The sequence below is a fragment of the Vibrio sp. V15_P4S5T153 genome (assembly GCF_963874485.1).
Lineage (GTDB): Bacteria > Pseudomonadota > Gammaproteobacteria > Enterobacterales > Vibrionaceae > Vibrio > Vibrio anguillarum.
The window spans coordinates 19,113-32,264 of record NZ_CAWNHR010000023.1; the positions used below are offsets into that span (position 1 = coordinate 19,113).

Below are 13,152 nucleotides of genomic sequence, written 5' to 3' on the forward strand. Positions count from 1 at the left end.
GCATTAGATTGCACCTTGAAGTGAACAAAATAAATTCGTTTTGATTGATTTATTCGATAGGTATTAGCTATTAATTATAATGGCGTTAGTGATCCTTTACCGATAACTGACTTGCGGATTACATAGCCAACTATTTCAACTTTATAGTAGAAACCTTAAAACACTGTGGATAGGCACTATGACCAAACGAGTTATTTTTTTTGATTTATTGCGCTGTTTGGCGGCTGTAGCGGTGATCGGTATTCATGTGTTGGCCCCCTATCGGCAGCAACTCGGCGATATTCCTTTTGAGCAGTGGGTGGTTGCGGTTGGCATCAATAGTGTAAGCCGTTGGGCTGTGCCAGTCTTTATATTGATCACTGGAGCCTTAATGCTTAGTGATCGTCGCCCTTTTGATGCGCGTTATTATGTTCAGCGACGTCTTGGCAAAGTTTTGCTGCCATTTATCGTTTGGTCGCTCTTCTATGCTTATTTGTCCGGCTGGAGTGCGAGTGGATTTGATGGGCAAGTTGCAAAGGCGGTGCTGAGTAACAGTACGCACCACGCAACCTATTACCATTTAGGTTTTTTTTATTACTTTATCCCACTCTATTTTGTGATCCCTTTTTTACAACTGCTGGTCCGAAGAGTTGATGATAAAGCGCTGTACGCATTAGTTGCCGTGTGGCTGCTGACGACCACCTTATTTTTATGCGGTATTGATGGCCCTTGGAGCAATGAGCTATGGCTGTTTGCTGGTTATTTACCGTTGGGTTACTTGCTCTATCAGAAGGTGCCACTCAACCGGGTAACGCTATGTATGGCGATTCTGCTTGGCTGTCTGGCACTATTGACGACGGTATGGATGGTGGTTAGCCACAGTGTCGCAGCGGGTGAGTATACGATTGGTCGCTGGCTCTCTTATAAAACACTGAACGTCGTTTTAGCCGCCAGCATGATATTTATCGTGTGTCGATATTTTGCTGAGAGATTGCCCGCTCGTGCTAAGCAAGTCGTAAGTGTGATAAGCCAGCACAGCTTAGGCATCTATTTATTACATCCCATCTTTCTATGGCCTGTAAAAGAGTATGGGTGGGATCAAGGGAATCCCGCATGGGTGATCCCGTTATGGATTCTCGTAAGCGGCGCAGGATCACTGGCGGTGAGTATATGGGTTGCTCGCTCTGCAAAAACACGTTGGTTATTACCTTAACGCTTGAGTGCAAAGTGTAGAAACTTGTGTCCGCAATAAGTCAGCATTCCTTGGTCGCCTGGGTTAAGTGCATGGTAATAATGCACGCCGACTTGAAATTCCCGCTTTGGGCCAAGTTTGCCTTTTTGGACGTAAATCCAGAACTCCTGATCCTCTTCCCCAGGGCGAGCATGAGGGATGACGATGGCTTGCTTGTCGATAATCGTGACATTAGCAGTGCGTTCGGGGGCGTTTTCGCCTTGCACATGGCGACGATAGAAATAGCTAAATACCCAAATAGCAGAGATAACTAACAAAGCGACAACGATAAGTAATGAAAGCGGCATGGTGAACTCCTTAGCGATGAAGGCGACATTTTAGCGTGCAACATATGGCAAAGGGGTGTTGCTTGCTACTAAAGCGTGAGTTTGATTGGTTTGACGGTTTTTTTTCCGGCGGATATCACATTTCCTCGGCAGGTTAGCGAGCAAAAATGCTCAACTATTCCGTGGGGAAGTATGATAAAAATAGATGGAGCGTCACCAGAGTTGGCACAGGAGGGCGATAATGTCAGATATTGAGAAGGTAGTGTTGCGAACGCGTCGATTGGAAAGCTTGTTGAGAGAGCAATATCACGCTGAGGGGAAGGGGTTACATCAATTGGTGACCAGCTGTGAAGAGCGTTTACCACATGATGTGGTGGGCAAGCTGAGGTTCATTGCCACTATTCGTAACAAAGTTGTGCATGAAGATAACTATCAGTTAGAAGATCGCAAAGCATTTCTTCGTGTGTGTGAGGAATGTGAGAAGGAGCTGACTCCGCGCAGCGGTCGTTTTATTTGGCGCGTAGCCATTTCATTAATGACCTTAATCACGTTAGCGGCGCTTCTTTTTTACTATCTTCATTGGGAAGCCCTATCGAAACACGTCACAATGCCATAAATGGTATTAGGTTGTTTTACTCAATCGTTATATAAAAAAAGAGGACACGAAAGTGTCCTCTTTTTTTATTGGGAATTAGATACTTAGTACATCATTGGCAGTGTCATTAGGCCTACGATAACCGCGATCATTACAAGTCCCTGTTTTTGAGATGAAGAAATCATAACACTGCTCCTTTATTCTGTGGTTTCATTCTATGAATATGAGAATAGCACTACTTTGTTTAGTTGATCAACCTCAATTTGATGAAGTATCCAAAATAACACCTTAACATCATCATATTCAGGGAATATTGGCAATGTTTAGTGCTTGTTTTGGTGTGTTTATATAATGTTCTTCTTGGTGCTGTTTTAATCTTTATTTATTTAATTCGTTGAATTTGTTTAATTTTATTAGGTTAATGTGATGTTGCTTGTATGGTTTTTTTTGGTTTTACTATCTTAGGTGGCTTATCATTGTCAGAGTTTGGTGAATTCTCATTTTTCGAGAAAAATTAATTTAATAATGAGATGTTCTCGCAAATAAAATTGGTTAAACCAGTTTTTTTGCTAGTTAGTAAGTCAGTTGTTGCTTTTTTTTTATTAGAGGCTTTAAGTTCTAGTTTTTCTTTTGGTTTTTTGCCTAAATCATTGTTTTTATTTTTATTTTTATTTTAATAATTTCTGTTTTAGTGTCGTTTTTTGTTGGTTTTTCTTTGTTTGTGTATTGTAAATGAGTGGAATGTCTCTGGGTAGCATTGTGGTGATTGAAAGTGAGGGTTGGTGAGCAAAGAGTGAGCTTTGATTGTTTTCGCCACTCTTTGTTGTTGAATAAAGCCAACGTTCTGATTCGCTAGCAAGATCCAATTTTTGCGTTCATCTGCTGGACTTCAATGATGACATGCCTACACTGACCGCAGATTTTTAAAGGGGAAATGAGATGTGGAGTTGGCTCTCCGTTGCTTTGTCTGGATTCATTAGTATTTCGGCTGTTGAAAGTAACAAAATCAAGCAAGCGGTAATGTTTAAAACACTCAGTATGCTGTTATTGGTGGCGATAGTTCTAAACCATACCACGCAGCTCACTTCTCCTATCTTATGGGTCACGCTCGGTCTGCTTATTTCCGCAATCGCGGACACATTGCATCTGTTGCAACGCTACTCAAAACTCTGTTTTGCTAGCTTTCTTGTCGCACAGTTGATGTACAGTAAAGCCTTCTGGGCGCAACTTTCTGACACTATGGTGTGGTGGCTACCTGCCCTTTTGATTGCGACCAGTATTGTGGCTTTTTTCCTATTGCTGCCGCAAATTGACACCTTGATCTTTCCCGTAACCATTATGGGTATGATGTTAGTTCAGTTGGCGTGGGCGGCGGGAGAGTTGTGGCTGCAGACGCAAACAGTGCCTGCCTTTGCCGGGTTTGTTGGCTGTCTGGTGCTGATGCTCTCGGCCAGTTTGTTAGCCATTCACGATTACCGCAGGCCATTGCCTTGTGGGCGCTATCTTATTTCTGGCAGCTATTTATTAGCGCAAGCGTTAATCTCCGCCTCGGTGGCCTTGTAAACATTATCGCTTCATAAACATCGTTATTTTCAGGAGCATCGAAATCTCATGATTGGGCTGATATACTGCGGCCACTTTAAATCGATGTGAGTAGTGAGAGATGGATATTTTATCGGCGGCGACCATGCTTTTTTTGATCATGGACCCGCTTGGCAACCTGCCGGTCATGCTCTCCATCTTAAAACACCTTGATCCCAAACGTCGCCGTGTTGTGCTTGTGCGCGAACTTTGTTTTGCGTTGATCATTTTGATGCTGTTCTTGTTTGCTGGCAAAAACATCATGGGTTTTTTGCACGTGCAACCGGAAACTCTCAGCATTTCTGGCGGTATCATTCTCTTCATCATCTCGATTAAAATGATTTTCCCTAGTGCGGGTAGCATTACTGGATTAGCGGCGGGGGAAGAGCCCTTCATCGTACCGATGGCAATTCCGATGATCGCGGGTCCTTCAGTGATTGCGGCCTTACTGCTTCTTTCGACTCAGCACCCTGACAAACTCCTTGAGCTGTCAGCCTCTGTACTGCTCGCGTGGGGCGCTACTTTCATCATTTTGATGTTCTACGGTTTCTTCCACAAAGTGCTGGGTGAACGTGGTTTAAAAGCGGTCGAGCGTTTGATGGGATTATTGCTAGTTATGATCTCAACGCAAATGTTCTTAAATGGCGTAAAAAGCTATATGGGGCTGTGATTCGGGGATAAAAAAGCCACCTATCGTGTGAACTTGAAGCGGCTTTTCCTATGTTGCTTTCTTTATACCGTTAACTTACATCATGTGTTTGCGGCGGATATCGAGCAGCGCGAAGACTCCAAATACCAGAATCGACCATTTTTCCCAACGGCTCATGCTGATCTTGTCACCAAACGCACCGATAAAAATCAGCATTTGTAGTCCGTGCATAATGAACAAAAATGCCGTCATAATATAAAGTGCAATCGCCGCTTTACCGGGGAACGGCATGAAGATATTCAGTAATAGAATCAACCAAACAAAAGCAATCGCCGCTTTTGCAAGTACCAGTAACACTCTCATTCCGAGCTCCTCTCAAATAGTCGATAACTGACTTGGCCTGCGTTTTTCTCACGGTGTAGATGCCAATTAGCAGGGATGCCTTCTAGCGCCAATTCTTTTTCCGTCTCAATATAAATTAGCGCTTCATCGGCAAGCCAGCCATTTTGTTCTAAAAGCGAGACGGCTTCGCTTAATAAGCCTTGGCGAAAAGGCGGGTCGATGAACACTACGTGGTGAGGCGTCCCTTGCTGCTTGAGAAAGGCCAGCGCATCACTATTTATCGCTCGTAAGTTGGTCGCGTTGAGCGCACCAATATTATGTTCAAGCTGTTTGAATGCCGTCGGGTTGAGTTCAATCAGCGTCACGGATTGTGCTTGCCTTGAGGCGGCTTCAAACCCAAGGCTGCCAGAGCCTGCAAATAAATCTAAGCAGTGTGCACCAGGGATCTCCTGTGCTAACCAGTTAAAAAGAGTTTCTTTGACGCGATCCGTCGTGGGACGCAGACCTTGGGCATCATGAACAGGCAGTTTACGACCTCTCCATAAGCCACTAATAATGCGAACAAAGCCCGTTGAAGGCTTATTTTGTGATGAGTTTTGTTGGCGACGTCTTACCATAGATTTTTTGACCGCTAATAAAGTGATACTATACCCAATCTGCCAACCCGAAACGGGTTTGGTATAGCCATTGAATTTCAATAATGACAAAGTTTACCAATCTAATTGGAAAGTTTTCACTGCTTTGTCATTTTTCTTTTTCTTACGAGGGATAATCCTTCAAGAAAAGGGTCGTAGTTAGTTAGGTAGATCTAGGATATCCCCAGATGACGGAAAAAAAGAAACGTGGATTACTCTCTTGGCTCGGTTTTGGTGACGAAGAATCAAGTAAATCAACCAGCGAAACAGAACAAGTGCTTGAGCCATCTACGCTTGTCGAACCAGTTGATGCTGAGCAAGAACAAGAAACGACGGCAGTTGCTCAACCCATCGAAGAGCCACACACTGCGCTAGCAGAAGCAGAAGCAGAAGCAGAAGCAGAAGCAGAAGCAGAAGCAGAAGCAGAAGCAGAAGCAGAAGCAGAAGCAGAAGCAGAAGCAGAAGCAGAAGCAGAAGCAGAAGCAGAAGCAGAAGCAGAAGCACGAATTCAAGAGCAAGAAAAACCCAGCGAGAGTTTTTTCGCACGCTTAAAACGCAGCCTTAGCCGAACCAAAGCCAATATTGGTGCGGGTTTCTTTGGTCTGTTTAAAGGCAAGAAAATTGATGATGAGCTGTTTGAAGAGCTGGAAGAGCAACTGCTGATTGCCGATGTTGGGATGGAAACCACACTCAAAATCATCAGTAATCTAACAGAAAAAGCCTCTCGCCACGCGTTGAAAGATGGAGAGGCACTCTACGGTTTACTGAAAGACGAAATGGCCGATATTTTGGCCAAAGTAGAGCAACCGTTAGTGATCGATAGCCAAAAAACGCCCTACGTTATTTTAATGGTCGGCGTCAACGGTGTAGGCAAAACGACCACGATAGGTAAGTTGGCCAAACAGTTTCAAGCTCAAGGTAAAAAAGTGATCTTAGCGGCGGGCGATACTTTTCGTGCTGCGGCTGTTGAGCAGTTGCAAGTGTGGGGCGAGCGTAACAACGTACCAGTAATTGCACAGCACACTGGCGCAGACAGCGCATCAGTGATTTATGATGCGATTGAGGCCGCCAAAGCACGTGGCGTGGATGTGGTGATTGCCGATACCGCTGGTCGCTTGCAAAACAAGAGCAACCTCATGGAAGAGTTGCGTAAAATTGTGCGCGTCATGAAAAAAATTGATCAATCAGCGCCGCATGAAGTGATGCTGACGTTAGATGCCGCTACTGGGCAAAACGCCATCAGCCAAGCCAAACTCTTTAGTGAAGTGGCCCCGGTGACTGGGATCACCTTAACCAAGTTGGATGGCACGGCGAAAGGCGGCGTTATTTTTGCGCTGGCCGATCAGTTTGAAATTCCGATCCGCTTTATTGGGGTTGGCGAAGGGATTGACGATTTACGTCCGTTTGAAACGCAGCAATTTATTGAAGCTCTGTTTAGCCGCGAAGAGTAAGTGTGCGTGGGTGCTCAATGAGCACCTCATCATCCAATGGAGACTGGTGAGAGGAATAGCGAGTGATTAAGTTTCAACAAGTCAGCAAAGCGTATCGCGGAGGCCGTCAGGCGCTGCAAAAGGTCGACTTTCACCTACGCCGAGGAGAAATGGCGTTTTTGGGTGGGCACTCCGGAGCCGGTAAAAGCACCTTGTTGAAGTTAATCTGTGCGATTGAGCGTCCAACCGATGGGCGCATCAGCTTTAACGGTCACGATATTACGCGTATTCCCAATCAAGATATTCCCTTTTTACGCCGCAACATCGGCATCGTGTTTCAAGATCATCGCTTACTGATGGACAGAACGGTTTACGACAATGTGGCATTGCCAATGCGCATTGAATCGATTTCAGAAAATGAAATTAAGCGTCGCGTCTCAGCCGCGCTGGATAAAACTGATCTATTAGACAAAGCACGCTGTTTACCGAGCCAACTTTCTGGGGGTGAGCAGCAACGAGTGGGTATCGCAAGAGCGGTCGTGAACCGACCTACCTTACTGCTGGCCGATGAGCCTACGGGTAACTTAGACCCAGAGCTTTCTAACCGTGTGCTTAAACTGTTTGAAGAGTTTAACCGTGCCGGAGTCTCTATTTTGCTTGCGACGCACGACATCAGCTTAGTCAACACGCGTCCTCAATATCGTCATTTAGAACTTAACCAAGGTTTTTTAAGCGAGGTAGAAGACTATGGCCGTTAAGTCGTCGAATAAAAGGAACGCGAAAGCACGTGAACCGAAACGGGCCAAAACCGATAGTTTCTTAGCCATCCACTTTAAGCAGGCCAAGGCCTCATTTTCAAGTTTATGGTCACGCCCACTCGGCAATATTTTAACGCTCGCCGTTATTTCGATGGCGCTTGCGATGCCAGCCTGTATGTACCTGCTGAGCAAAAATATCGCGTCTGTAGCCAATAATGTCACCAGCCCTGCTCAAATCAGTGTCTATCTACATGAGCGCACACCTGAAGCACGAATTATGGTGTTGAAAGATGAGTTAGAAAGTTTGGCCGATGTCGCCAGCGTGGAGTACATCTCACCGCAGCAAGGATTGGATGACCTGAGTCAATACGCCGGGTTTGAACAAGCCATTAGTTTATTGGATGATTACGCTTTACCTGGCGTGCTTATTGTTACCCCGCAGGTTGAGCAGCAAGAGCAAATCAAAGCGCTGGCGAAAAAAATACAAGCAGAACAAGACGTCACGGATGTACGCTTGGATGAAGATTGGCTTGCTAGGTTAAACGCCATTCGAACTTTAGCGGCGATCATTGTCGCGAGTTTATCGGTATTGATGTTGGGCGCTGTATTTCTGATTGTGGGCAACACCTTGCGCTTTAACGTACAAGCCAATAAAGAAGAGATCCAAACCATGAAATTGATCGGTGCCACCGATCGCTACATTTTGCGCCCTTATCTCTATGCTGGCATGTGGTTTGGCTTGTTGGGCGCATTCGCCGCTTGGCTGTTAACCGCTTTTGTGACTATTTTATTGAACGGTGCCGTTGAAGATCTTGCCCTACTGTATGACAGCCGTTTTCGTCTTATTGGCCTAAGTTGGGATGAATCCTTACTGCTGTTGATGCTCGGTACTTTCTTAGGATGTGTAGCGGCAAAAGTATCTGCGCAGCGTCATTTAAAAGAAATTGAACCAGTTTAGTTGAATATTGTCATATGTAGGCAATAACTGTTGGCTAGCTTTAGCCACAGCACTTGTATAGGCGACTTGTTTATGCATAATAGTTTCCCCTTGCTTGAATCTTGTTCATTTTAGGTTCAAGATTGTCGGGTTAAAAACATCCATTACTCCAGATCAGAAATTGATGAGGAATTGAATGACAAACCAAACGTATCAAATGGCTCTCGTTTCACAAGACAGCTTAGACAGCTACATTCGTTCAGTGAACAGCTACCCAATGCTGAGCGCGGAAGAAGAGCGGTCACTCGCAGAGCGATTACATTACAAAGGTGAAATTGAAGCGGCGAAAGGGTTGATCTTATCGCACCTTCGATTCGTTGTTCACGTTGCTCGTGGCTATTCTGGTTATGGCCTGCCCATGGCGGATTTAGTTCAGGAAGGCAATATTGGCTTAATGAAAGCGGTGAAGCGTTTCAACCCAGAAGTTGGGGTGAGACTGGTTTCCTTTGCTGTGCACTGGATCAAAGCTGAAATTCACGAATACGTGTTACGCAACTGGCGCATTGTAAAAATAGCGACCACGAAAGCGCAACGTAAGCTATTCTTCAACCTACGCAAATCGAAAAAGCGTTTAGGCTGGTTTAATAGCGGTGAAGTGGAAGCGGTTGCCCGTGAGTTGGGCGTTGACCCGGCTGAAGTGCGAGAAATGGAATCACGCTTAGCCGCGCAAGATGCCACCTTTGAAATGTCGGCGGAAGACGATGATTCGAGCTCTTCTTACACGGCACCTGTGCTTTATCTCGAAGATAAGCATTCGGATCTTGCGGATAACATTGAAGCGGCGAATTGGGAACATCACACCAACAATCGTTTAAGTCTGGCGTTGGCTAGCTTAGATGAACGCAGTAAACATATTGTGCGCTCTCGTTGGTTGGATGATCAAAAAGCTACGCTACAAGAGTTAGCGGAAGAGTATGGTGTCTCAGCTGAGCGTATTCGTCAGCTAGAAAAAAATGCAATGAAGAAGCTAAAGGATGCTGTCGGCGAGTTCTAATCACTGACTCATTGTGAAGCGCATTAAAAACCGAGATCTTACGATCTCGGTTTTTTTATTTTGGATCACTTTAAGTGATCAAATTTTCAGCGCGCTTATTGTGGATAACTCTGTGACAAAATTATTCGTGAGCTGTCATCAAGTCGGTTAAATCAAGGCTTGAACACCGTTTTATATTTGGGGATATGTATTGTGTTACACACAGAAAAGTAAGGATCATCACTACATGTTGTGGATCTATTTCTCATTTACTACTTTATCAACGCAATCCACAAGATTATCCACAAACGGCGAAAAAGTGATCAGTGGTGGATAACCTTATAAAGGCCGTGTACTTGATTGCCTTGGGATAGGTTACAATCAAACGCTAAAAATAAAACCAATCAGAGGAAGCGATGGATCAGTTTCAACATATCAATGCTCAAGCAGCACAAGCTTTAATGGAACAACATGATGCGCAATTAGTGGATATTCGTGATGCGCAATCTTTTGCGGTTGCACATGCAAATGGCGCATTCCACTTAACCAACGACAGCATGGTTTCATTTATGGAAAAAAGCGAATTTGACCAACCCATTTTAGTGATGTGTTATCACGGTATTAGCAGCCAAGGTGCTGCACAGTATCTAATTAACCAAGGTTTTGAACAGGTGTATAGTGTGGATGGTGGATTCGAAGCTTGGCATCGTGCAGGCTTGCCCGTAACCAGCAATTAGGATGACTTATGTTAAGACTGATCACGCTCAATAACCCAAGAATGGCGCAAGCCTTTATTGATTACATGGCCTCTCGTGAAATTGAGATTCAAATGATGCCGGAAGGGAGTGGTCAATTTGCGTTATGGTTACTTGATGAGCAACATCAGATTGAAGCCGAAGCGGAACTCAACCATTTTCTGCACAATCCAAATGATAGAAAGTATCAAGCCGCTTCATGGGATGTGGCCGAAAGCCGTAAAAGTCACTTTCAATATCGTTCACCGAGCATGTTGGCGATGCTCAAAGCCAAAGCTGGGCCTTTAACACTGGGCGTGATGATGGTATGCGCCATTATCTTTGCATTGCAGCAGTTTGGGCTAGCCAATCAAGTATTTTCTGCATTACATTTTCCTGCTTTGGCTGGGCAGCAATGGCAGATTTGGCGCTGGTTTAGTCATGCTTTACTTCATTTCTCTGTGCTGCACATCGTCTTTAACTTGTTATGGTGGTGGCAGTTGGGGGGCGATGTTGAAAAACGGCTTGGCTCATTCAAACTTGGACAGCTATTTTTAGTGTCAGCACTGTTGTCCGGTGCGGCTCAGTACTGGGTTGAAGGAGCCAATTTTGGTGGTTTATCGGGTGTGGTCTATGCGTTGGTCGGTTATCTATGGATGCTTAGTTGGAAAGCCCCTCATCTTGGCTTGCAAATGCCCAAACCCGTGATCGGTTTTATGCTGGTGTGGTTGGTGCTCGGGTTTGTACAACCCTTTATGGCGATTGCCAACAGCGCGCATTTAGCGGGTCTATTTGCAGGAATCGCCTTTGGATTAAATGACGCCAGCCGTCATCGAACTCGTTAAGCAAAACATCAATAGAGCGGCAATCGCTGCTCTATTGATAGATGTATTTAGTAAACAGTAGGTCAGCAATAATGGTTCGGCCTATTTCAGGCAGTAACACCGCGTTGAGCTCTGTGACCAACGTTTTTCTTAAATCTTCCCGACCTGCGAGTGATTTTATCGTCTCTTCGGTCTGTTTACCGAGTAGCTCGACGATGGCATCACGAATCAGTGGTTGATGCCGTTCAACGGCGGGTAAATCGGCGTCGCTGGATACCATCACGTCGATACGAACTTGGATGTAACCTAACTTATTTCCTTTGGTGAAAAAGTTGGTGGTGAGATCCGGCTCTAAGGTAAAGTACGCCAGCCTAGGCGCTTTTTCATCTTGTGCATAACTTGGTAACGCACAAAACAAGCTTAGGGCGATAATTATTTGGGCTACATAACGTTTAAGCATATTTCTATCTTTTCTTTAGTTGGTTCACGATACTCGAATCGCTTGAGTCTTGTTACAATAGAGCATCGGATTGTAATCAAAATGCTTATCTCGTTGTTTGGAATATACCGCAGTTGTCGCTTCCCGTTTTTACAAGCGGGTTTCTAACCTCCAACCGAGGGATTCTGTGAGTGAGCGCTTTTTATGGTTGTGTTAACCAAAAATGGACCTTTATTGTATGTTGATAAAGCCACTAATTGAATACTAGTATGAATCAATCAATTTCGCTCTATCTGTCTGCTTTGCGAGAAGTAATTTGGCAACAACCTGACGTTTTTTCTTTTCCTGATCAGGTTTCTCAGTCTTGGCTTTTAGAGCAAGGATCATTATCTCGCGTGTTAGAGGCGCAGTGTCAGCAACTGAGCGTTGAACTACTGCACAATAAGCTCGTTGAGGCAGAAAAATTACAGGGCGATGAGATGGCTCTGTTATCTGATGAAGCCTGTTTGTTACGTCAGGTTGTGCTGCGTGGTGATCAACAGCCATGGGTTTTAGGCCGTACTTTAATTCCTCAATCTTCGATGCTGGGTCAGCAATATGACTTAGCGCGTCAAGGTGATATCCCGCTTGGGTTAACGGTTTTTCGTGCTGAGCACGTTAAGCGTGACGCACTACAAGTGGGCTGGGCAATGATGGAAGAGGGGCCGTTGCTTGCACGCCGTTCACGATTATGGATGAATAATAAACCGATGTTAGTTGCGGAGCTGTTTTTACCCTTTTCACCGATTTACTCTAAGGAGAGAGTGTCATGACTTTGGTTAAGGCGCGTGCTTATTGGCAACTGATGCGCATGGACCGGCCAATTGGTTCTTTGCTATTGTTGTGGCCAACCTTATGGGCATTGATTTTAGCCGCGCAAGGTTTCCCCGATCCTAAAGTATTATTGGTATTCGTGTTGGGGGTGTTGTTGATGCGCTCAGCGGGTTGCGTGATCAACGATTTTGCCGATCGCAGAGTCGATGGACATGTTAAACGAACCAAACAGCGGCCTTTGCCTGCCGGGCGTGTGACAACCAAAGAGGCGATTGCACTGTTTTTAACGCTAGGTATCACTTCTTTCCTGCTGGTTTTGACCATGAATCCACTCACGGTTCAGCTCTCCTTTGTTGGTATCGCATTAGCGTTTGTTTATCCGTTCATGAAACGTTATACACACCTTCCGCAGTTGGTATTAGGGCTGGCCTTTAGTTGGTCTATTCCGATGGCATGGGCGGCGCAAGCCAACGAATTGCCAGCAGTGATGTGGGGGCTATTTTTGATCAATGCGTTGTGGACTGTGGCGTATGATACGCAGTATGCGATGGTTGATCGCGATGACGATATCAATATCGGAGTAAAATCGACCGCTATTTTATTTGGTCGTTTTGATAAAATCATCATCGGCATTTTACAGTTATTGGTACTGGCGTTGATGATCGCACTTGGTGGTTATTATCAGTTAGGGGCGAGTTTTTATTGGTCAGTATTGGCTGCAGCGGCTCTGTTTGTTTATCAGCAGCGTTTAATTCGTCATCGTGATCGTGATTTATGCTTCCACGCTTTTCTCAATAACAATTACGTTGGCATGGTGTTAACGTTGGGCCTGCTTTTTGCGTTTTGGTAAGTAGTTCACTAGTTTTTGTAAGTACTTCACGAATA

General features: G+C 44.9%; 16 protein-coding genes. 12 read left to right on the top strand and 4 right to left on the bottom strand.

The annotated features are described in order from the left end of the window. Positions 1–178: 178 nt before the first annotated feature. On the top strand, positions 179–1,192 hold the full coding sequence (locus AACT42_RS24245) for an acyltransferase (protein ID WP_013855506.1): 1,014 nt from the start codon (positions 179–181) through the stop codon (positions 1,190–1,192). On the opposite strand, the gene AACT42_RS24250 is transcribed toward AACT42_RS24245, so the two are convergent. Beyond that, positions 1,189–1,518 carry a DUF2500 domain-containing protein gene (locus AACT42_RS24250; RefSeq protein ID WP_017044543.1) on the bottom strand — a complete coding sequence of 110 codons (330 nt, stop codon included), beginning with the start codon at positions 1,516–1,518 and terminating at the stop codon, positions 1,189–1,191. The genes AACT42_RS24245 and AACT42_RS24250 overlap by 4 nt on opposite strands. Positions 1,519–1,738: 220 nt before the next feature. Here AACT42_RS24250 and AACT42_RS24255 point away from each other — a divergent pair, with 220 nt between their 5' ends. The 3 genes from AACT42_RS24255 to AACT42_RS24265 all read left to right on the top strand — a co-directional run bounded on the left by AACT42_RS24255 (position 1,739) and on the right by AACT42_RS24265 (position 4,343). Next, positions 1,739–2,113, top strand: a complete 375-nt coding sequence (locus AACT42_RS24255; RefSeq protein WP_026027131.1) for a hypothetical protein — start codon at positions 1,739–1,741, stop codon at positions 2,111–2,113. A gap of 918 nt (positions 2,114–3,031) precedes the next feature. Continuing rightward, a complete protein-coding gene (locus AACT42_RS24260) occupies positions 3,032–3,655 on the top strand; it encodes a lysoplasmalogenase (RefSeq protein ID WP_013855503.1) in 624 nt (207 codons plus the stop codon). 100 nt (positions 3,656–3,755) lie between these two features. Next, positions 3,756–4,343: a YhgN family NAAT transporter gene (locus AACT42_RS24265; RefSeq protein WP_017048588.1), complete on the top strand. Its 588-nt coding sequence runs from the start codon at positions 3,756–3,758 to the stop codon at positions 4,341–4,343. 75 nt (positions 4,344–4,418) lie between these two features. On the opposite strand, the gene AACT42_RS24270 is transcribed toward AACT42_RS24265, so the two are convergent. Together AACT42_RS24270 and rsmD are read right to left on the bottom strand one after the other, a co-directional pair. After that, positions 4,419–4,685: a DUF1145 domain-containing protein gene (locus AACT42_RS24270; RefSeq protein ID WP_088731368.1), complete on the bottom strand. Its 267-nt coding sequence runs from the start codon at positions 4,683–4,685 to the stop codon at positions 4,419–4,421. Further along, positions 4,682–5,281 (bottom strand): 16S rRNA (guanine(966)-N(2))-methyltransferase RsmD, encoded by a 600-nt coding sequence (gene rsmD / locus AACT42_RS24275; protein WP_026028810.1) that lies wholly within the window; start codon positions 5,279–5,281, stop codon positions 4,682–4,684. Before rsmD ends, AACT42_RS24270 begins: the two co-directional genes overlap by 4 nt. A gap of 206 nt (positions 5,282–5,487) precedes the next feature. Here rsmD and ftsY point away from each other — a divergent pair, with 206 nt between their 5' ends. The 6 genes from ftsY (at position 5,488) to glpG (ending at position 11,036) form a co-directional block, all read left to right on the top strand. Then, the gene (ftsY, locus tag AACT42_RS24280) at positions 5,488–6,750 is read left to right on the top strand and encodes a signal recognition particle-docking protein FtsY (RefSeq protein ID WP_094182991.1); all 1,263 of its coding nucleotides are present in this window, start codon (positions 5,488–5,490) and stop codon (positions 6,748–6,750) included. Between the two features lie 62 nt (positions 6,751–6,812). Beyond that, complete coding sequence (gene ftsE, locus AACT42_RS24285; protein WP_010316903.1) at positions 6,813–7,487, top strand: cell division ATP-binding protein FtsE; 675 nt, start codon at positions 6,813–6,815, stop codon at positions 7,485–7,487. After that, positions 7,477–8,445: a permease-like cell division protein FtsX gene (gene ftsX / locus AACT42_RS24290; RefSeq protein ID WP_013855492.1), complete on the top strand. Its 969-nt coding sequence runs from the start codon at positions 7,477–7,479 to the stop codon at positions 8,443–8,445. Before ftsE ends, ftsX begins: the two co-directional genes overlap by 11 nt. A gap of 175 nt (positions 8,446–8,620) precedes the next feature. After that, positions 8,621–9,478 carry an RNA polymerase sigma factor RpoH gene (gene rpoH / locus AACT42_RS24295; RefSeq protein ID WP_013855491.1) on the top strand — a complete coding sequence of 286 codons (858 nt, stop codon included), beginning with the start codon at positions 8,621–8,623 and terminating at the stop codon, positions 9,476–9,478. 395 nt (positions 9,479–9,873) lie between these two features. Beyond that, positions 9,874–10,194: a thiosulfate sulfurtransferase GlpE gene (glpE, locus tag AACT42_RS24300; protein WP_010316900.1), complete on the top strand. Its 321-nt coding sequence runs from the start codon at positions 9,874–9,876 to the stop codon at positions 10,192–10,194. A gap of 8 nt (positions 10,195–10,202) precedes the next feature. After that, positions 10,203–11,036: a rhomboid family intramembrane serine protease GlpG gene (glpG, locus tag AACT42_RS24305; RefSeq protein ID WP_094134171.1), complete on the top strand. Its 834-nt coding sequence runs from the start codon at positions 10,203–10,205 to the stop codon at positions 11,034–11,036. 31 nt (positions 11,037–11,067) lie between these two features. On the opposite strand, the gene AACT42_RS24310 is transcribed toward glpG, so the two are convergent. Further along, on the bottom strand, positions 11,068–11,475 hold the full coding sequence (locus tag AACT42_RS24310; protein WP_013855488.1) for a flagellar basal body-associated protein FliL: 408 nt from the start codon (positions 11,473–11,475) through the stop codon (positions 11,068–11,070). Positions 11,476–11,711: 236 nt separating this feature from the next. Here AACT42_RS24310 and AACT42_RS24315 point away from each other — a divergent pair, with 236 nt between their 5' ends. Next, positions 11,712–12,266, top strand: coding sequence for a chorismate lyase (locus AACT42_RS24315; protein ID WP_013855487.1), 555 nt, complete (start codon positions 11,712–11,714; stop codon positions 12,264–12,266). Further along, positions 12,263–13,117 (top strand): 4-hydroxybenzoate octaprenyltransferase, encoded by an 855-nt coding sequence (gene ubiA / locus AACT42_RS24320; protein ID WP_094134170.1) that lies wholly within the window; start codon positions 12,263–12,265, stop codon positions 13,115–13,117. The genes AACT42_RS24315 and ubiA overlap by 4 nt, the downstream gene beginning before the upstream one ends. Positions 13,118–13,152 lie beyond the last annotated feature (35 nt).

Bases quoted from the DNA above. Each gene is read 5' to 3' on its own strand.
- ftsY (WP_094182991.1), top strand. From the start codon at position 5,488: ATGACGGAAAAAAAGAAACGTGGATTACTCTCTTGGCTCGGTTTTGGT.
- AACT42_RS24245 (WP_013855506.1), top strand. From the start codon at position 179: ATGACCAAACGAGTTATTTTTTTTGATTTATTGCGCTGTTTGGCGGCT.
- rpoH (WP_013855491.1), top strand. From the start codon at position 8,621: ATGACAAACCAAACGTATCAAATGGCTCTCGTTTCACAAGACAGCTTA.
- rsmD (WP_026028810.1), bottom strand. From the start codon at position 5,281: ATGGTAAGACGTCGCCAACAAAACTCATCACAAAATAAGCCTTCAACG.
- AACT42_RS24270 (WP_088731368.1), bottom strand. From the start codon at position 4,685: ATGAGAGTGTTACTGGTACTTGCAAAAGCGGCGATTGCTTTTGTTTGG.
- AACT42_RS24255 (WP_026027131.1), top strand. From the start codon at position 1,739: ATGTCAGATATTGAGAAGGTAGTGTTGCGAACGCGTCGATTGGAAAGC.
- glpE (WP_010316900.1), top strand. From the start codon at position 9,874: ATGGATCAGTTTCAACATATCAATGCTCAAGCAGCACAAGCTTTAATG.
- AACT42_RS24250 (WP_017044543.1), bottom strand. From the start codon at position 1,518: ATGCCGCTTTCATTACTTATCGTTGTCGCTTTGTTAGTTATCTCTGCT.
- ftsX (WP_013855492.1), top strand. From the start codon at position 7,477: ATGGCCGTTAAGTCGTCGAATAAAAGGAACGCGAAAGCACGTGAACCG.
- AACT42_RS24260 (WP_013855503.1), top strand. From the start codon at position 3,032: ATGTGGAGTTGGCTCTCCGTTGCTTTGTCTGGATTCATTAGTATTTCG.
- ubiA (WP_094134170.1), top strand. From the start codon at position 12,263: ATGACTTTGGTTAAGGCGCGTGCTTATTGGCAACTGATGCGCATGGAC.
- glpG (WP_094134171.1), top strand. From the start codon at position 10,203: ATGTTAAGACTGATCACGCTCAATAACCCAAGAATGGCGCAAGCCTTT.
- AACT42_RS24265 (WP_017048588.1), top strand. From the start codon at position 3,756: ATGGATATTTTATCGGCGGCGACCATGCTTTTTTTGATCATGGACCCG.
- AACT42_RS24310 (WP_013855488.1), bottom strand. From the start codon at position 11,475: ATGCTTAAACGTTATGTAGCCCAAATAATTATCGCCCTAAGCTTGTTT.